The sequence below is a fragment of the Caldanaerobacter subterraneus subsp. tengcongensis MB4 genome (assembly GCF_000007085.1).
Taxonomy (GTDB): Bacteria; Bacillota; Thermoanaerobacteria; order Thermoanaerobacterales; family Thermoanaerobacteraceae; genus Thermoanaerobacter; species Thermoanaerobacter subterraneus.
This window is the reverse complement of the sequence record NC_003869.1, coordinates 2,498,992-2,519,585: the sequence shown is the minus strand read 5'-3', so window position 1 is coordinate 2,519,585 and position 20,594 is coordinate 2,498,992. Positions and strand designations below refer to the sequence as shown.

Here is a 20,594-nt window from a genome sequence, read left to right as displayed (position 1 = left end):
AAAAAACAAGAAGGAATTGTCTTTTTTGTGTCGAATAAATAAATTATGAACATTATTTTAAAACTCATAGCAGAGAAGGAGTGAGAATATGGAGCTTACAAAACCCATAAAACTCGGGGGGATAGAGCTTAAAAACCGCCTTGTAATGGCTCCTGTTAAAACAGGGTATGCTACAGTAGAGGGGCAGGTTACGGAAGAATTGATAGGATATTATCTTAATAGAGCAAAGGGAGGGGTGGGTTTAATTGTTTTAGAATCCGCATACGTGGATCCATCCGGCAAAGAAATTCCGCGCCAGTTAGGGATTTACGATGATTCGCTGGTAGATGGATTAAAACGCCTTGTTACCCCCCTACAGGAGGCTGGTAGCAAAGTCGCAGTATATATCAACCATGCTGGAAGAGTTGCAAATCCCATGGCGACGAAAATGCCTCTTATTGCGCCTTCTGCTGTAATGTGCCCGAGCATTGGCGTAGAGCCTAAAGCAATAGAAAAAGAAGAAATAAAAAAATGGCAGAAGGCCTATGTGGATGCTGCGATAAGGGCTTATAAAGCAGGGGCAGACTTTTTGGAGATACAGTTTGGACATGGTTATCTTATTCACCAATTTTTATCTCCTCATGCCAACAAAAGGCAGGACGAATACGGTGGGAGTTTTGAGAATAGAATAAGATTTGGGATAGAAATTTTAGAAGAAATTAGAAGTGAATTACCCGGTTTTCCTGTAATTGTTAGAATAAGTGCAGAGGAATTTGTAGAAGATGGATGGAAATTAGAAGATACAATAAAGCTTGTCAAGATATTAGAGGGAAAAGGAGTAGCAGCTATTGATGTATCTTTAGGCACTATGTGTGAGGCTGCACCTATCACCATGCAGACATTGGGCACTAAAAAGGGCCTTTCATGGGATTATGCTGAAAAGATAAAGAGAGAAGTAAATATACCTGTAATAGCTGTTGGAAGGATAAATAGCCCTGATATTGCAGAAGAGATACTTTCAAAAGGTAAGGCTGACCTTGTGGCTTTAGGCAGGCCTTTAGTTGCTGACCCTCTATTCCTTGACAAGGCCGTTTCAGGGAGATTTAAGGAGATACGCCGCTGCCTTGCGTGCCATCAGGGTTGTTTTGACGAGCTAAGAGGAGGAAGAAGGTTTGGCTGCAACATAAACCCGGCTGTTGGAAGGAGCGACGAGATTGAGATACCTAAGGCTGAAAATCCTGGCAAGAAGGTTTTCATAATAGGTGCTGGGCCTGCTGGGCTTGAAGCAGCTTATACTGCTGCTGTAAGAGGGCATAAAGTAACTATTTATGACGAAAATGAAGAATTAGGCGGGCAACTCATCGCAGCTTCAATGCCACCTTATAAGGAAGAACTCATGGGAATTGTAGAGTACTACAAGGAAGTGCTCCCTAAATTAGGAGTTGAGATAAAGCTAAATCACAGAGTGACTGCTGAAGAAGTAGCTCAGTGGGAAGCAGACGCAATAATATTTGCAACAGGAGGAGAGCCTATAGTTCTTTCAATACCTGGGCTTAAAGAGTATGGATACATGACTGCTGCAGAAGTGCTTAAGGAAGGAAAAGAGACGGGGCAGACTGTCGTTATAATCGGTGGCGGCTTGATAGGTATGGAGACAGCGGACTACCTTTCCGAAAAAGGCAAAAAAGTCATGGTGATAGAGCTTTTAGATGAAGTAGCAAGAGATATGGGGGTATTTGAGAAAAATCTTTTGATGAAGAGGTTAAAGGAAAGAGATGTAGAAATTTACGTAAAGACTAAGCTCAAGGAAGTGAACAAGTCACTTGTAACAGAGACACTGGAAGGAGAAAGGAATCTTCCTCTTCCTGATACAATAGTTTTATCAGTCGGTATGAGGCCCAACAGGACTCTTTATGAGGAAGTAAAAAAGTTTGTGCCTGAGGAGAAGCTCTATTTGATAGGGGATGCAAAAGAAGTGAGAAAAATTGTTCACGCTATCTCTGAAGGCCGGAATGTTGCGCTCACAATATGAGGGGATTTTCCCCTCTTTTTCAATTAAGGAGTTATCCACAGGGTGTTGTGAATATGTTAATAACTTGCTGTTAGAAATCTAAAGATTGTAGTAAGTGAGGCATGATTTTGCTGAAACAATTTACACACAAAAGCCATGTGGATAATTTTGTGGTATAATTGAATCGTGATATAGACGAAAGGGGGAGCGCCTCTTTTTTAGGGCAGCTATATGAAGTTTTGTTCGCTGAGGTCGGGAAGCAGTGGCAACGCTATTTACATAGGCTACAAAGATGTTCACCTTCTTGTAGATGCAGGACTTACAGGCAGGACTATAGAAAAGGCTCTTTTAAATATTGGAGTACATCCAGAGCAAATTTCTGCGATACTCATAACTCACGAGCACAAAGACCACATTTTAGGAGCGGGAGTGCTCTCCAGAAGGTATGATATTCCTATTTATGCTAACAAAGCTACTTGGGAAGCAATGGAAAGAGACGTAAAAGAAATTAAGGAAGAAAATAGATTGTATTTTGTTACGGGAGAAGAATTTGAAATAGGGGAGATAAAGATAAAGCCATTTAAAAAACCTCATGACGCTGCAGAACCTGTGGGCTTTTCTTTTAAGGCAGGAGGTAAAAAGATCTCTATCGCTACAGATTTAGGTTACATGACGAGAGGAGTTGCCTATAATCTCATGGAATCGGATCTTATCCTTTTAGAAGCCAATCACGATGTAAAAATGCTGACGACGGGACCTTATCCTTGGCCATTAAAAAAGAGGATTTTATCAGATGTAGGGCATCTTTCCAATGAAGCGGCAGGGGAGACTTTAGTCAAGCTTTTTAAAATGAAAATGATAGGGATGGCTTTTTTGGGTCATTTAAGTCAGGTTAACAATACACCTGAGCTTGCTTTTTTTACTGTAACCAACATGCTAAAGAAATGGGGTATAAAATCTAAAATAGGGATGGCTTTAAGAAATATTGAAAGCGAATTAATTGAAATATAGAAAGCAGAAATAAAAAGGCGGCAAAATCGCCGCCTTTTTATTTCTTTAATGCTGGGTCTGCTGTTTAGCAAGTATGCTGTTGTGTCTACCATATCCAAAGTAGATGAAGAGCCCTATTACGAACCATACAATAAGTCTTACCCATGTCTCCCATGGCAGAGATACCATAAGTGAAAGTACAAAAGCTATTGCCAAAATACCAGTCCATGGCATGCCAGGAGCTCTGAATTTTCTCGGCAAGTCAGGTTGTGTGTATCTTAATACTATTGTAGCGATAGAAGTTAATACAAATGCCAACATAGTTCCTATATTTACAAGTTCTGCGATTACGCCAATTGGGAAAAATCCAGCTACTAAAGTTGTTGCAATCGTTATGAGATATATAGCGAGAGTAGGTGTTCTATATTTTGGATGAACTTTTGAGAAAATAGGTGGGAGTAATCCATCACGAGACATAGCAAAGATAATTCTTGTGGAGCCGTAGAACATAACAAGCAAAACTGTTGTAATACCTACAATGGCACCTAGTGAAACAAGTCCTCTTGCCCAGTTTAGACCTATTAAGTTGAGAGCCTTTGCAACAGGGGCTGGGTCGTTCAACTCGGTGTATGAAACAACACCTGTCAAAATCGCTGAAACAGCGATGTACAAAAGGGTACTAATTCCAAGAGATCCTAAAATTCCTATGGGCATATCTTTTGCTGGATTCTTTGTCTCTTCAGCTGCTGTTGAAACAGCGTCAAATCCTATATATGCAAAGAAGATGATTGCTGCGCCGTGGAATACGCCTGCCCATCCGTATGGCAAGAAAGGAGACCAGTTAGCTGGCTTTACATACCAAACTGCTGTGAATATGAAGAAAAGTACCACAAATACCTTGAAAGCAACACCAATGTTGTTAACAGTAGCAGTTTCTCTTACCCCGATGTAGTTTAAAATTGCGATGGCAAGAAGGATTCCTATTGCTGGAAGATTGATAAGACCGCCAGTACCGGGTGCTTGCCATGCAGAGTTAGCTGCCCATGCAGGAATGTTTATTCCTATACTTCCAAGGAGGTTGGTGAAATAACCAGACCAACCCAATGAAATTGCAGGAAGAGCAAATACGTACTCAAGTATTAAGTCCCATCCAATTATCCAGGCCAAAAATTCACCCATTGCTATATATGCGTAGTTATACGTAGAACCTGCTATGGGGAACATGGATGCAAGTTCTGCGTAAGAAATTGCTGCGAAAGCACAAGCCAATCCTGCCAAAATAAATGAGAGCACGATTGCGGGACCAGCTTTTTCAGCGGCGGCAACACCAGTAATAACAAATATACCAGTACCTATGATTGCGCCTATACCTAATGCAATTAAGTCAATAGCTGTTAATGTTTTCTTTAATTTGAATTGTTCAGCTTCGGTTTCAGAAAGCACCATCTCAAGCGTCTTTTTACGCCACAAATAAGAAGACGTTGAATTTGCCATTAAGATGTAACCCCCTTTTTAAAAAATTGTTTGTATACTTACAAAATTTTAACATATCCCAAATCCAACACATCCCCCCCTCTTTCAAAAATACCACATTCCACAAGTTCATTGCTTGAAAGAAAAGAACGTATTAATGCAAAAACTGAGGGTTTAAAACCTTTTGATATGGTTTTACAAATAATATATTCGACGCATTTTAAAAAAATCCTTCTTTTTTTTAAAAAAATTGCACTATTTTTTGGGTAAAAGTCATACTTATCCGCATATTTATTCGAAAGGTTTTGATTAAAAGCCTCGAATTTTCCAGAATTCTGAGCAAAGTAAGGCATATTTCATATTTTGAAAGAATAAATAAAAATTTTTCACCATAAAAATATCTTTTAATTACAAAAATAAACAGCAAATTTCCTTGTTTAGTAAACGTAAACCGCTCTTGATTTTTTGAATTTAATGTGATAAAATGTATTCCATACATGGATTGATGTCCATAAAACAAAGACATGGAGGTGGGATGATGGGAGAGGACGGGAAGCTCTACATAGTAAGGGAGGAAATTCTTTCTGATTCAATCAAAAAAACCATAAAGGTGAAAGAACTTTTGGAGTCAGGGAAAGCCAAGACAATAAATGAAGCGGTAAAACAGGTGGGCATATCGAGAAGTGCTTTTTACAAGTACAGGGATTATGTATTTCCCTTTTCTAAGTTCAGCAAAGGGAAAATTATAACTTTTTCCATGGTCTTGGAGCACATGCCTGGGGTGCTCTCTTCCATTCTCGATGTGGTTGCCAAAGAAAGGGGAAATGTGGTCACAATAAATCAGAGCATTCCTTCTATGGGAGTGGCGAGTGTCACAATTTCCATTGATACGCAGTATATGGAGATAAGCATTGAAGATTTTATAGAGGAACTTTCGAAACAGCCTGGAGTTAGAAAAATAGAAGTTTTGGGAGAATAAGGAGGAAGAATATGAAAATTGGACTGATGGGACTAGGTACTGTAGGAACAGGTGTAGTTCACTTGATAGATCAGAATGGAAGAAATATTGAAAAAAAGATAGGCGAAAAAATTGAGATAAAGAAAATACTTGTAAAAGACCCCAATAAAAAAAGAACTCCTCTTGCAGAAGGGAAGATAACTTTTAATGCAGAAGATATTTTGGAAGACGAGGAAATAGACGTTGTGGTAGAAGTGATGGGGAAAGAGCATCCCGCTTTAGAATATATAACAAAAGCATTACAAAAAGGCAAACATGTGGTAACTGCCAATAAAGAAGTTATAGCAAAGCACGGAAAAGAACTTATAAAGCTTGCGACAGAAAAGAAGGTACATCTTCTTTATGAAGCCTCAGTAGGGGGCGGTATCCCCATCATAAGGCCTTTGAAGCAGTGCCTTGCTGCGAACAAAATATACGAGATAAAAGGAATTTTAAACGGTACGACTAATTATATCCTTACAGAAATGAAGGAGAAAGGCCTTGACTTCGATGATGTTTTAAAAGATGCGCAGCAAAAAGGGTATGCAGAGGCAGATCCCACAGACGATATAGAAGGCTTTGATGCAGCAAGGAAGCTTGCCATTTTGTGCATGCTGGCTTTTAACAAATTTGTTCTTCCAGAGAAAATCTACACAAAAGGGATAAGTTTTATTTCTAAATCAGATATACAGTATGCAGAAGAGATGGGTTATACCATAAAGCTTCTGGCCTATGCCAGAATTGACGAGAAAGAACGCTTAGAAGCCTGGGTTCATCCCGTCATGATAAGAAAGACCAACCCTTTAAACGGAGTCAATGGCGTTTTTAATGCAATACTTGTGGATGGAAATGCGGTAGGAGAAGTTATGTTTTACGGGCAGGGCGCCGGCATGATGCCTACTGCCAGCGCAGTGGTTGCCGACATAATGGATGTGAAAAATCACATAGTAATACAAAATGGCTGTGAAGAGGTAGACTTAATACCTATTGAAGATACTTTTTCCAAATACTATATAAGGCTTATCGCTTTTGACAGGCCTGGTGTCATGAGCAAAATCACAGGAGTTTTGGGAAATAAAGGAATAAGCCTTCTTTCAGTAGTTCAAAAAGGGTCTTTGGGAGAGACAGCGGAAATTGTATTGGTGACTCACATTGCAAATACAGGTAAGGTTTTGGAAGCTTTAAAGGAGATAGAGGAGCTAAAGGAAGTAGAAAAAATAGAAAGTGTGATAAAAGTGAGGGAAGATTAAAATGGCGTACGAAGGAATTATAAAAGCTTATAGAGAGTTTTTGCCTCCTATAAGAGATGAAAATATTGTCACGTTAAAAGAGGGCAACACACCTTTAATTGAAGCTTTTAACCTCCAAAGAAAATATTTGCCGGGTATAAGGGTGTATCTAAAATACGAAGGGCTAAATCCCACAGGTTCTTTTAAGGACAGGGGGATGACGGTAGCGGTATCTCAAGCAAAGCAAGAAGGGTCTAATGCCGTCGTATGCGCCTCAACAGGCAACACTTCTGCTTCTGCAGCAGCCTATGCAGCAAAAGCAGGCCTTAAAAGTGTGGTATTAATTCCTGGCGGTAAAATTGCTCTGGGGAAACTCGCACAGGCAATTGCTTATGGGGCAGAGGTTATTGCGGTAGATGGCAATTTTGATGACGCTTTAAGGCTTGTGAGAGAAATTTCGCAGAAATTCCCGATTACTTTGGTAAATTCTATAAACCCCTATCGCCTGGAAGGCCAAAAAACGGCAGCTTTTGAAATATGTGATGCTTTGGGAGAAGTACCAGACTATGTCTCTCTTCCTGTGGGCAATGCAGGAAATATAACTGCTTACTGGATGGGATTTAAAGAATACTACCGGAAGGGGAAGATAAAAAAGCTTCCCAAAATGCTTGGCTTTCAGGCGGCAGGAGCGGCTCCTATTGTGGAAGGAAGAGTAATAGAAAATCCCGAGACGATTGCCACGGCTATAAGAATTGGCAACCCTGCCAGCTGGCAGAAGGCAGTGGCTGCAAGAGATGAGTCGGGGGGGATAATTGACAAAGTTACGGATGAGGAAATACTGGAGGCTTATTCAATTTTGGCAAAAACAGAGGGGATTTTTGCAGAGCCAGCCTCTGCAGCCTCCATAGCGGGTGTGATAAAGAAGTACAAAGAAGGATTTTTTAAAGAAGGAGATTCTGTGGTGTGTATCCTTACGGGGAATGGTTTAAAAGACCCTGATACTGCTGTTAAACTAGGGGGAGAGGTAAAGAGAATACAGCCAAATCTAAAGGAATTGGAGGAAGTTTTGTATGGATAGTGACATGTCAGGCGGAATGGTAAAAGTGATGGTGCCGGCATCTACGGCTAATTTGGGCCCGGGTTTTGATGTGCTGGGTGTGGCTTTGAACCTTTATACAGAGATTTCGATGGAGTTCATAAAAGATGGTCTGGAGATTTTTGTAGAAGGGGAAGGGGTAGAAGATATAGAAAATGACCAAAATAATCTGATCTATAAATCGGCAGAAGTGATTTTTAAAAAAATAGGGGTTTTTAATAAAGGGTTGAGGATAAAAATAAAAAATGAAATTCCACTGGGAAGGGGATTAGGGAGCAGTGCAGCAGCCATTGTAGGCGGGCTACTAGCTGCAAACGAATTGACAGGAAGAGTATTGAAAAGAGAAGAAATACTCAATTTGGCGGCTTTAATAGAAGGACATGCGGACAATGTCACAGCCGCTTTAAATGGAGGGTTGAATGTATCTATTTTTGATAAAAATAAAGTTTATTATGCAAGAAAAGCCTTGGAGGATGACATAGATTTTTTAGCCTTTGTACCTCAGGAAATGGTAAGGACAGAAATTGCAAGAAAAGTCTTGCCTGAAAAAGTGGACTTTAATGATGCTGTATTTAACACGGGAAGGACGGCTTTTTTAGTGAGCGTATTGATTGAGAAAAAGTATGAACTTTTAAAAATTGCCACCCAAGACATGCTTCACCAAAAGTATAGAGCTAAGCTCGTTCCTTTCATGGAGGAATGCTTTGAAAAAGCATTGTTGGCAGGTGCTTATGCTGCTTTTTTAAGCGGTGCAGGTCCGACCATTATGGCCATCTCTTCCCCGGAAAACTCTGAGAGGGTTTTAAAGGAAGTTGGAAAAGTATATGAAGAAAGAGGGCTGTCATACAGGGCCTACAGGTTAAAATGTGAAAACAATGGAGCACAAGTTTTAAAAACGCCTTCATTCGTTTGAGGCGCTTATTTTTATATAGTGTGCTATAATAAACTGAGAAGAATTTTGTTGAGAAATGGAGGTTTTGAAGGAATGAGAAAATTTTCTATTAGAATTTTTACACTTCTGCTGGTATTCTTCTTGGCATTTACATCCTACACTTATGCCGAAGTATCTACGCAAGACCAGGACTTGTACAACGAATTAGCAGATATTGGAGCTATAATGAAATACATCACTGATAACTACATTGACAATGTCACATATGAGCAACTAAAAGAGGCCGCCTTAAAGGGGATTTTTAGTAGCCTTGACGAATACAGTACATACTTTACAAAAGAAGAATTTTCTCAATTTGAAAGGGGCACTTCTGGAACTTTTAGCGGCACAGGGATGGTGCTTATTGAAAAAGATGGGAAAATTGTTGTAGATTCAGTGATTGAAGATTCTCCTGCTGCAAAGGCTGGTGTGAAGAGCGGTTACATCATAAAAACAGTTGACGGCAAAAGCGTGGAAGGCATGAAATTGACAGATGTAGTAAACATGATACTGGGAGACCCCGGCACAAAGGTGAAAATCACTTTTGACGTAGGAGGTACTCTTAAAGAAATCGAACTTGTAAGACAGGTCATTCACATAAACCCTGTCTCTTACAAACTCCTTGAAGAGGGAATCGGGTACATAAAAATAACAGAATTTAATGAAAATACTACAGCCAATTTGACAAAAGCCTTACTTTTTATGGATAAAAACAACGTTAAAAAGCTTATTCTCGATTTAAGAAACAATCCTGGAGGGCTTCTCACTGAAGTGGTGAGTGCTGCAAACTTTTTTGTGCCACAGGGCATTGTTGTCACAATAGAAAGAAGAAATGGAGAAAAAGAGGATTATTACTCATACCTGACTAAGCCTAAATATAAACTAGCTGTTCTTGTCAATAAAGGCACTGCCTCTGCTGCGGAAATACTGGCGGGAGCAATACAGGACACAAAAGTAGGATTTTTGGTGGGAGAAAATACGTACGGCAAGGGAACTGTTCAATCTGTAGTGCCTTTGGAGGATGGAAGCGGCTTTAAACTTACAATTGCCCGCTACAAACTTCCATCAGGAAGGTATATTGGAAAAGAAGGTTTAACTCCTGATGTCTATGTGAAAAATGTGCAGTACACTGCTGATATAAAATTTGGCGGAGAATTGAAGATTGGATCAAGGGGAAATGAAGTTAAAATATTGCAAAAATATCTCAATTTGCTCAAATTTAATGCCGGACCGGAAGATGGCATATTTGGACCTAAAACAGCCAATGCTGTAAAAGAACTTCAGAAAAAAGCAGGGCTTTCCCCAACAGGTGTATTTGACAAGAACACGTACAATGCCCTTTTAAAAATGATAGACAGCTTAAATAACAAAGATGCTGTCCTTGAAAAAGCTTTGGAGCTTTTGAGAAACATGTAGGAGTGATGCGCATTTGAAAATACTGCTTGCACCGGATTCTTTCAAAGGAAGTTTATCTTCAAAAGAAGTATGCCATGCTATGGAAAATGGCATAAAAAGAGTTATTGACGCAGAAATAATATCTATTCCAATTGCAGATGGAGGAGAAGGAACAGTTGAAGCATTAGTTTACGCTGTGGGAGGAGAGATAATAAAATCAGATGTCACTGGCCCTTTAGGGGAAAAGGTTGAGGCTTTTTACGGGATTTTGAAAGATGGCACAGCTGTCATTGAAATGGCTGCCTGTGCCGGTTTATACCTTATTCCTGAAGAAAAGAGAAACCCCCTAAAGACGACAACTTACGGAGTGGGAGAGCTTATAAAACTGGCTTTGGACAGAGGGTGTCGCAAGTTCATAATAGGAATAGGCGGGAGTGCCACAAATGACGGCGGAGTTGGGATGGCTCAGGCTCTGGGAGCAAGATTTTTAGATAAAGATGGCAATGAAATAGGCTTTGGAGGAGGAGAGCTATATAAAATTGAAAAGATAGACATAAGCTCTATTGATAAAAGAATATATGAAAGTGAATTTATTGTGGCATCAGATGTTGACAATCCTTTATGCGGTGAAAAAGGGGCATCTTATGTTTATGGTCCTCAAAAAGGCGCAACGCCTGAGATGATAAAAATACTAGATGAAAACTTAAGGCATTTAGCTTATGAGGCTAAAAAAGTTATTGAAAAGGACTACTCAGAAGTGCCCGGAGCAGGAGCTGCAGGAGGGTTAGGTTTTGGTTTAATGGCTTTCTTAGGTGCCAAATTAAAAAGAGGGATTGACATAATAATAGAAACTACTCGATTGGAAGAAAAAATAAAAGAAGTAGACTTAGTCATAACAGGAGAAGGCAATACAGACTTTCAGACAGCCTTTGGGAAGGCTCCAGCAGGCATTGCCAAACTTGCAAAAAAATATAATAAGCCTGTGATTATCCTCTCGGGCGGTTTAGGGAAAGACTATAAAAGTTTGTATGACATAGGTGTAACTGCTCTTTTTAGTATAACTAATAAACCTATGTCTTTAGAAGAAGCTATGAAAAACGCTTATCAGCTTGTGTCAGACAGAATAGAAGACATTATGAGAGTTTTTGCTATCTCAATAAAGAGGTAAATTATTTCACTAAAATTTAATTTTAATTCAATTTCTAAAAAGTCACAGATAATGTCTGTGACTTTTTTAATTTTTGTAAAATGAAGGAAATCCTGCACGCCAAAAAATTAATAAATAAAAAATTTTAATTTTCCAAAGAAGGAAAATCATGATTTGTGTAGAATAATATTGAATATAAGCGCGAGAAATTTTATACTTATATGGCGCATTAACCCATGTAATTCCAAAATAGGCGAGGTAGTTTATTAGTATTTAATTATTGTGCCACATAAAACAATAAATAACAAAATGTTACTTTTTAAAATTAGTCATATTTACTACTATCTTGCATCACTTGAAAAAGACGCTTTTGGGGAAGGGGGGATGTGAAGGAAAAGAGGGGAAGTTTTTGTCGAAAAGTTATAGATATGGTAATACAGGTGAGGGGGTTAAGGGTTTTATGTGGAAAAGGCTGCTGGTATTTTTAGTGGCTTTTACTTTAGTGTTTAGTGTTTTTGGAACTTTTGGGTATTCACAATCTTTTACGACACAGGCTAGTAAAAATGTTTCTGTTGATTCTTTAAAAATAGATGAAGCTGCGTTAAAACAAATTGCTAAAAGTAAATTTGTTGAAAAACTTCAACCCTATCAGCCGAAATCTAAGGCTTCAGATAAAGCAGGGAATCAAATAGAATATTTAGGAGATGGAACTCAACAGGAAATTGAAAAATACAGTCCTGAGCAATATGTCAGAGTTATTATAGAGTTGAAAGAAGACAGCCTTGCGTCTTATGCAGTAAAGGCGGACAAGACATTAAAGACATTAAAAGAGGCTGAAAAACAGGCAGTATTGGCAAAAATAGATGAGACTCAAGCGGCAGTGAAAAACACTTTAATACAAAAATTTGGATTTATTCCACGGCATACCTATAAAACTGTGCTTAATGGGCTAAGTGGTCAGATCAAAGTAAAAGATATTGAAAAAATAAAACTTTTACCGCAAGTGAAGGATGTAAGAATAGCCCACGAGTACTTTTTAGATATGACATCAGCAGTATGGTCCACTAATGCGCCTACTGTATGGGAGGAATTAGGCTATAAGGGAGAGGGAATGGTTGTAGCTATAGTTGACACAGGGATAGACTACAGGCATCAAGACATGAAAATTACAGATCCCTCAAAGGCGAAATTGACTAAAGAAAAAGTTCAAGAGATTGCTTCCAAAATGGGATTACCTTACAAATATTTCACAGATAAAGTACCAGTGGGGTGGAACTGGGCAGACAATAATGATGAAATTTTAGATATAGGTGCAACTGCTTCAATGCACGGTCAACACGTTGCAGGAATTGTTGCTGCAAATGGACAGATTAAAGGTGTTGCTCCAGAGGCACAGCTAATTGCAGAAAAAGTATTTTCAAATAATCCATATTTTGCATCTGCATTTTCTGATGACATAGTGGCAGGCATTGATCATGCTGTAGCTTTTGGCGCAGATGTTATAAATATGAGCTTGGGTGCCACTGCAGGTTTTGTAAGGGAGGATGACCCTGAAAACTTAGCAATTAAAAGAGCCGTAGAAAATGGCGTAATAGTTGTAGTTTCTGCAGGTAACTCAGCTTATTCCACAAAAGCAGAATTTTATCCTTATGCAATCGATCCAGACATAGGGACAGTTGGTTCTCCTGGGCTTTTCCTTGATACAATTCAAGTAGCTGCTTCTGTAAATCCAGGGCTTACAGGAAAAAGCTTCTTGGTTACTCCTGCACCAAAAGACTTTGACAGAGTAGTTTATCTTGTGGGATCGCCTTCAGACCATGCGCCAATTGACCCTGCAGACGTGTTGAAAGATGAATACGAAGTAGTGTACTGCGGTTTAGGTAGGCCAGAAGATTTTCAGGGTAAAGATTTAACTGGTAAAGTTGCACTTATTTCAAGAGGTGCTATTACTTTCAATGCAAAAACCATAAATGCGCAAAATGCTGGAGCGGTTGCTGCGATAATTTTCAACAATACTTCAGGTACAATTTCAATGGCATTGGGAGAAGGCACAAAAATTCCTGCTGTTTCTATTTTGCAGTCAGCAGGCCTTGCTATAAAAGCCTTGCTTGACCAGGGACAAACTGTAAAAGTAAAATTTGATGGCAAAGTAGCTACAAATAACTTAGGGACACCTCCTGGGGATACTGTTACAGACTTCTCTTCATGGGGAGTTACGCCAAGTTTTGACTTTAAACCAGAAATAATGGCTCCTGGCGGTGGAATATATTCAACAGTTAATAAAGACTCCTATGAAGTTATGAGCGGTACCTCTATGTCAGCACCTCACGTATCAGGTGCCATGGCATTAATTGCTCAAGCCTTGAAAGAAAAAGTCGCAAAAGGAGAACTGAATTTAAAAGGGCGAGATTTTGTTGAAATGGCTAAAGTTATGGCAATGAATACAGCAAAAGTTATAATTGACCCCACAACAAGTTATGGAAGAATTCCTATGTATCCTTATTCTCCAAGACAACAAGGGGCAGGTATGATACAGATAGATAAAGCAATAAAAACACCTGTAGTAGTTACAGATGTAAAAGGTAAAGCAGGAATTGCACTTGGAAGCATAAGCAATTCAGTGACATTTACTTTAGTACTTAGGAACTTTGGAAATAGTGACGTTACTTATAATTTAAAAGATAAATACGGTGTTTTAACGGATCAAGTGCTAGCTGGATATAACCTCACCCATACTGCACCACTCACAGGGGCTGTAGTTACTTTTGACAAAGATACTGTAACAGTTCCTGCAAATGGGCAAGAGACTGTAAATGTCACATTAATAATTCCACAAAATGCACCTCGCAACATATTTGCTGAAGGTTATATAAGCTTTGTACCTCAGGGGTCTGATGTGCCAGAATTGACCGTGCCATACACTGCTTTCTATGGCAATTGGGATGAACCGAGAGTAATAGATTCTCCAATGTGGGATGAAGACACTTATTATGGATATACTGGCATGGCTGGAGAGATGAATGGGGAACTTTATTTCTTAGGCAATATTGCAAGCGAAAATCCAGATCCTGGTACAATCGCTATATCTCCTAATGGTGATGGGATATTTGATTATGTACAGCCTGTACTTTCATTCTTGAGAAATGCTAGAGAATTAAGAATAAATGTTGTAGATAGCAATGGCAATGTAGTGAGAGAGATAAGCCAGGAAGAGTATATTAGAAAGAACGTAGCTGAGACTTCTAAAGCTAGAATTTCTGACTCTTGGATATGGGATGGAAAAGTATATGATGCTATTAATGGGAAATTTGAAGTAGCTCCTGATGGGCAGTACTACATGCGATTTGAATCAAAAATAGATTATCCAAATGCCAGGACACAAGTACTTGAGATGCCTGTAAAAGTTGATACAATACCGCCTGAAGTTTATATTAACCCTGACTATATAGATGAAGATGGTTACTTGAAAGATATTTACATTGCTGATGGGAAAGCTACAGTCAAATGGGGAGGAAAAGATGAAGGTTCTGGTATAAATTCTTATGTACTCATTACAGGCAAAATAGATCCAGTAACATTTGAAGTAACTAATATTGATGGAGAACTATTACCTAATGATGTAAATGAAGCTGTAATAGAACTTCCATATAGATACACCTTTATTGCAATACTTGGAATAGATTATGCTGGCAATGTATCAGATGGGATTCCAGGACAAAATGTCTGCATTGGATTCAACGCTGATATAAAGGATAACTTCGGTCCTGTGATTAATGTTATAAGACCACAGCCTGCAGAAATATTCAATACAAGAGAGATTGTAGTTGAAGGTATAATTGAAAGTGGCTATACCTTTGGTGGTCTTTACATTAATGGAGAAAGAGTAAGGGTTGACGCAAACAATCATTTTATGACAATACTGCATTTTGACACTGATGGAAGACATAAGATTGAATTTCTGGCATATGATGATTTATATAATGAAAATGATCCTTCCACATATGAACACAAAACAGAATTTGCAATACCAATTTATATAGATACTACAATACCAGAAATTACCCTCAACATAGATAATTTCAAAGGCTACATGTCACCGGAGGGGAAAGTAAGCCTTACAGTAGCAGGAAGTGTGTATGATACAGGCTTTGGATATAAATTGTATGTGAATGGAAACATCGTATTAAATAAAGAAGCTGATGAATATACGACTTTGGAAGATCCATTTGAGGTAAGAGTGCCTCTCAATGTTGGACCAAACAATATCCTTGTAAAAGCGATAGATGTAGCTACAAATAAGTCAGAAGTTACAGTATCTGCAGATGTATATACTTCAGATACAGAAAACTATGTCAAAGTAAGTTATGGAGACAAACAAATTACAATACCTCTTGAAAAAGTGACATTAGCTTCACTTAAAGCCACACCGAATCCAGTTTATATACCAGTAGGAAGAGAAGCTTCAGTTAAAGTTGATGCAGTGTATACAGATGGCTCTACAAAGGATGTAACTGATAAAGCAGTGTTTGAAGTTGTATACGGAGAAAGCGCTGTGCTTGATAAGGATGTAAAAGGTGTAATAATTGGAGTAAATGAAGGGGAGACTACAATAAAAGCAACTTATGAGGATAAATCTGTTGAAATAAAGGTAGTAGTGTCAGAAGCTGTAACATTAGGAATAAGTGTTTATCCATCATTTATACAGGTTCCAGCAGGAAGATCAGTGCCAATTATAGTTTATAAACACTTATCAGATGGCACAAAAGTAGAAGTAACTAACGAAGCAAAAATTATAATTGATAATCCTAAAGTGGCTCAATACATTGATGGAACAGTTAAAGGGTTAATGCCAGGCAAAGCAGTTCTAACAGCAATATATGATATTCATTCAATCAATGTACCAATTACAGTAACAGACCCAGTTCTTGAAAATATAACAGTACAACCGTCTTCTATTGAAATAAAAGTTGGTGATACGGCAAAATTGACAGTTACAGCTTACTATTCAGATGGTACTACAAAAGATATAACTGCAAATGCACAATATACTTTTGATCCAAATATAGTTTCAGTTGATAAAGGTGTTGTAAAAGGACTTAAAGCAGGGCAAACAACAATTACTGTAAGTTATAATGACAAATCTGCAGAAGTAAAAGTAACTGTTAAAGAAAAAGAAATTACACCGCCACCTGGAGGAGGTATAATACCGCCACCTGCACCAGTGACACCGCCTGCAAGTACTGAACAGCCAAAAGAAACGCCAAAAGCTGAAGAAGCATCTCAGGGCAAGGTGGTTGTAGAAGGAAATACTACAGTACTTGTGGTAGAAGAGAATAAAGTAGCAAATGAGATTAAGGATGCCACAAAGAAAGAAGTAGTATTTGATTTGACCAATGTAGGAGATACTTCTTCAAAAGCAATAGAAGTACCAGTCAAAGTGCTCAATATGATTGCAGAAAATAACAAAAATGTAGTAGTGAAATCTGGAGAAGTTGCGCTTTCAATAGATCCAAAAGCGATGACAGTATCTGAAGAAACACTTAACCTTATAAACAAGACAGGTTCAGTAAAACTTGTAGTAGAAGATAAAGGCAAAAAGGTGGCAAATTCATTAATACCAGTATCAAACGCCTATGACATAACGATAAAAACAGGAGAAAACAAGATAAAGTTAGATTCACCTGTTAAACTAACATTTGAAGTAAAGGACGTAAAAGACATAAGAAAAGTTGGAATATACTACTTAAACGAGGTAACAGGTAAATGGGAGTATGTAGGAGGTAAAATTGACAAGAATGCAAACACAATAACCTTTGAAGCAAAGCACTTCTCAACCTATGGAGCCTTTGAATATGACAAGCAGTTCAAAGATGTAGAAAAAGACTTCTGGGGCTATGATGTAATAAATGTACTGGCATCAAGGCATATAATAAAAGGCATGACAGAGGATACCTTTGCGCCAAATGCAAAAATAACAAGAGCAGAATTTGCAGCATTAATGATAAGGGCATTAGGTATACCCGAAGAACCATATAAAGGAGAATTTGAAGATGTAAAAGAAGGTATGTGGTATGCAAATGCGATAGAGGCAGCATATCAGGAAGGGATAATGCTTGGAGATGGCAAGAAGATGAGGCCAGATGACCCGATAACAAGAGAAGAGATGGCAGCAGTAATAATGAGAGTATACAGTAAACTTGCAGGCTATAAAGAGGAAAACATAGGAAATACAACTTTTGCAGATAACAACAAGATAAGTGAATGGGCAAGGAATGTAGTAGCGAATGCAGTAAAGCTTGGAATAGTGAGAGGATATGATGACAACACCTTCAAGCCCAAAGACAACGCAACAAGAGCAGAGGCTGCAGCAATGCTTTACAGAATTTTAGAAAAATCAGGGAATATATAATCAAAAAGTAAAAGAGTGCACCAGTCTGGGTGCACTCTTTTATAATGTCCTTACTTCACGGACACATGTATTTTTCACTTGCATTTTTCACTTCATTGATTTATCATATTAAATATACACCAAGTGACGGGGAGTGGGAAAATGGAAGATATGCTACTTATGACGCCGGGGCCGACAATGGTACCAGAAGAAGTGAAAAAAGTTGCAGGTATGCAGCCTTTTCATCACAGGACAGAAGAATTTTATCAATTATTCTCCAAGCTCAATGAAAATTTAAAGAAAATATTTCAGACAAAAAATGAAGTTATAACTCTTACCTCTTCAGGAACAGGTGGAATGGAAGCCGCTGTAGCTAATCTTTTCTCTGCGGGAGATAAAGTCTTAGTTGCAAGTATAGGATATTTTGGAGAGAGATTTTATGATATAGCTAGGGCTTATGGGCTTGATGCGGAAATTTATGACTTTGGGTGGGGAAATGCAGTAGATTTAGATATATTAGAAGATAAACTTAAAAAAGGGAATTATAAAGCCCTTTTAGTTACTCATAATGAAACCTCAACAGGAGTGACAAATAATATAGAAAATATAGCAAAAATCGCAAATAGGTACAATGTTCCCGTGATAGTAGATGCGGTAAGTTCATTGGGGGGAATACCGCTTAAAATGGATGAATGGGGGATTGACGCCGTCATTACTTGCTCCCAGAAGTGCTTAATGTCGCCCCCAGGTTTAAGCTTCATCGCCTTAAGTGATAGAGCATGGGAAATGACTAAAACATCCAATCTACCAAAATACTATTTTGACCTTAGAAAAGCGAGAGAAGGAGTATTAAAGCCTAAGCCTGATACGCCTGCTACTCCTGCTGTATCCACAATAATGGCTGTAGCAAAGGCGACAGATATGCTTTTAGAAAAAGGATTAGATAATGTATACAAAAAACAATCCGAGTACGGCAAAAAAGTGAGAAAATATGTAAAGGAATTAGGTTTAGACCTACTTCCTAGTGAAGAGGTAGCTTCTAATTTAATTACTGCTATAAAAGTTCCAGAAAGGTACAAAGCATCAGATATAATAAACTATATGAAGGAAAAGCACAGAGTTTTAATCACAGGAGGACAGGGGCCTTTAAAAGGCAAGATTATTAGAATTGGCCACATGGGTTATCTGACAGATGAAATGTTAGATAAAGCATTATATGCCCTAAAAGATGCCATATCCTCACTGTGAATTGAAGAAATGGGAGGGAAAGGATTTTGAAGATAATTGTCACAGAAAAAATCTCAGAAAATGGTATCGATTATCTTAAAAAATACGCTGATGTTGACGTAAAGACCAATATTTCTAGGGAAGAGCTTTTAGAGGTTATAAAAGATTACGACGCCATAATAGTTAGAAGTGCCACCAAAGTAGACAGAGAACTTATAGAAAAGGGAGAGAAACTGAAAGTCATAGGCAGAGCTGGTAATGGTGTTGACAATATTGATGTTGAAGCGGCGACTCAAAGAGGCATTCTAGTTGTAAATACTCCTGCAGGAAATACCATTGCCGCTGCTGAGCTCACTATTGGCCTTATGCTTGCCATTGCCAGAAATATACCACAGGCATACCATGCAGCTTTAAACGGCGATTTCAGAAGGGATAGGTTTAAAGGAGTAGAGCTAAACGGTAAAACGGTTGGTATAATAGGATTAGGTAGAATTGGTTCTTTGGTTGCGTCTCGCCTTGCGGCTTTCAATATGAGAGTGATTGCTTATGACCCCTACATGCCAGATGAGAGATTTGAAAAGTGCGGTGTCAAGAGAGTTACATTGGATGAGCTATTAGAGCAATCGGATTTCATCACTATTCACATTCCCAAGACTGAAGAGACAAAAAAGATGATAGGAGAAAAAGAATTTAAAAAAATGAAAAAAGGTGTGAGAATAGTAAATGCTGCAAGAGGTGGCATTATAGACGAAAAAGCGCTTTACAATGCTATAAAAGAAGGTATAGTGGCAGCTGTAGGGCTGGATGTTTTAGAAGTAGAGCCAAAGTATAATGTGGAGCATCAGGATTTTCACAATCCTTTGTTAGAACTTCCCAATGTGGTTTTTACTCCTCACTTAGGAGCTTCTACTTATGAGGCGCAGGAAAATATTAGCATAGCAATTGCGCAGGAAGTCATATCAGCGTTAAATGGCAATCTCTATGGCAACATAGTAAATCTTCCCGGACTTAAATCAGATGAATTTTCTCGGTTAAAACCTTACATGAAATTGGCAGAAGTATTAGGAGCCCTTTATTACCAGATAAATGAAACACCTGCAAAATTAATTGAAGTCATATACAGAGGAGAAGTTGCAAAGAGCAATACAGAAATTGTTACCCTGTATGCTATTAAAGGATTTTTAAAGCCTATATTAGAGGAAGATGTAAGTGTTGTGAATGCAAAGTTAAGAGCAAAAGAAATGGGCATAGAAATTGTAGAAGGAAAAATTGAAGAGATAGACCATTATTCCAGCCTTGTCATTTTAAAAATTACAGATACCAATGGCAAAAGGACACAATTTGCTGGAACAACATACGGAGAAGAATTGAGAATTGTGGAGTATATGGGACATAAAGTGAATTTTGAGCCTACAGAGTACATGCTTTTTGTCAAGAATAAAGACGTGCCGGGAGTTATAGGCCACATAGGAAATGTATTAGGAGATTTTGGTATAAACATCTCTACTATGCAGGTAAGCCCCAATAAAAATGACGGTACAGCCCTTATGCTTGTAAGCACCGATAAAGAAATTCCAGAGGAGGCCGTGGAATCTTTAAACAAACTAAATAGCATAATTAAAGCAAAAGCGGTAAAAGGGTTGGTGTGAAAATACTTGTAGCCTTTTTGAAATATTGGAATAATGATATAATAAAAGTACAGGCTTAAAATAATCTTGGGTTAAGGTGATA

12 protein-coding genes are annotated in these 20,594 nt (G+C 38.3%); 11 read left to right on the top strand and 1 reads right to left on the bottom strand.

Going from position 1 to position 20,594, the window contains the following annotated elements:
- The first annotated feature begins 88 nt into the window (after positions 1-88).
- Both TTE_RS12545 and TTE_RS12540 read left to right on the top strand, forming a co-directional pair.
- Positions 89-2,011 (top strand): NAD(P)/FAD-dependent oxidoreductase, encoded by a 1,923-nt coding sequence (locus TTE_RS12545; protein ID WP_011026620.1) that lies wholly within the window; start codon positions 89-91, stop codon positions 2,009-2,011.
- Positions 2,012-2,221: 210 nt separating this feature from the next.
- Positions 2,222-3,001 carry an MBL fold metallo-hydrolase gene (locus tag TTE_RS12540; RefSeq protein ID WP_011026619.1) on the top strand — a complete coding sequence of 260 codons (780 nt, stop codon included), beginning with the start codon at positions 2,222-2,224 and terminating at the stop codon, positions 2,999-3,001.
- Between the two features lie 45 nt (positions 3,002-3,046).
- On the opposite strand, the gene TTE_RS12535 is transcribed toward TTE_RS12540, so the two are convergent.
- Complete coding sequence (locus tag TTE_RS12535) at positions 3,047-4,474, bottom strand: amino acid permease (protein ID WP_011026618.1); 1,428 nt, start codon at positions 4,472-4,474, stop codon at positions 3,047-3,049.
- Positions 4,475-4,991: 517 nt separating this feature from the next.
- On the opposite strand from TTE_RS12535, the gene TTE_RS12525 reads away from it, so the two are divergent.
- The 9 genes from TTE_RS12525 (at position 4,992) to serA (ending at position 20,512) form a co-directional block, all read left to right on the top strand.
- Entirely contained in the window at positions 4,992-5,432 is a 441-nt protein-coding gene (locus tag TTE_RS12525) for an ACT domain-containing protein (RefSeq protein ID WP_011026616.1), read from the top strand.
- Between the two features lie 11 nt (positions 5,433-5,443).
- Positions 5,444-6,700: a homoserine dehydrogenase gene (locus tag TTE_RS12520; protein ID WP_011026615.1), complete on the top strand. Its 1,257-nt coding sequence runs from the start codon at positions 5,444-5,446 to the stop codon at positions 6,698-6,700.
- Between the two features lies 1 nt (position 6,701).
- A complete protein-coding gene (thrC, locus tag TTE_RS12515; RefSeq protein ID WP_011026614.1) occupies positions 6,702-7,757 on the top strand; it encodes a threonine synthase in 1,056 nt (351 codons plus the stop codon).
- A complete protein-coding gene (thrB, locus tag TTE_RS12510) occupies positions 7,750-8,688 on the top strand; it encodes a homoserine kinase (RefSeq protein ID WP_011026613.1) in 939 nt (312 codons plus the stop codon). Before thrC ends, thrB begins: the two co-directional genes overlap by 8 nt.
- A gap of 72 nt (positions 8,689-8,760) precedes the next feature.
- A complete protein-coding gene (locus tag TTE_RS12505) occupies positions 8,761-10,122 on the top strand; it encodes a S41 family peptidase (protein ID WP_011026612.1) in 1,362 nt (453 codons plus the stop codon).
- 13 nt (positions 10,123-10,135) lie between these two features.
- Positions 10,136-11,269 (top strand): glycerate kinase, encoded by a 1,134-nt coding sequence (locus TTE_RS12500; RefSeq protein WP_011026611.1) that lies wholly within the window; start codon positions 10,136-10,138, stop codon positions 11,267-11,269.
- A gap of 439 nt (positions 11,270-11,708) precedes the next feature.
- Positions 11,709-17,657, top strand: coding sequence for a S8 family serine peptidase (locus TTE_RS12495; protein WP_041587241.1), 5,949 nt, complete (start codon positions 11,709-11,711; stop codon positions 17,655-17,657).
- 141 nt (positions 17,658-17,798) lie between these two features.
- Positions 17,799-18,884 (top strand): pyridoxal-phosphate-dependent aminotransferase family protein, encoded by a 1,086-nt coding sequence (locus TTE_RS12490; RefSeq protein ID WP_011026609.1) that lies wholly within the window; start codon positions 17,799-17,801, stop codon positions 18,882-18,884.
- A 26-nt stretch (positions 18,885-18,910) separates the two neighbouring features.
- Positions 18,911-20,512, top strand: coding sequence for a phosphoglycerate dehydrogenase (gene serA / locus TTE_RS12485; protein ID WP_011026608.1), 1,602 nt, complete (start codon positions 18,911-18,913; stop codon positions 20,510-20,512).
- Positions 20,513-20,594 lie beyond the last annotated feature (82 nt).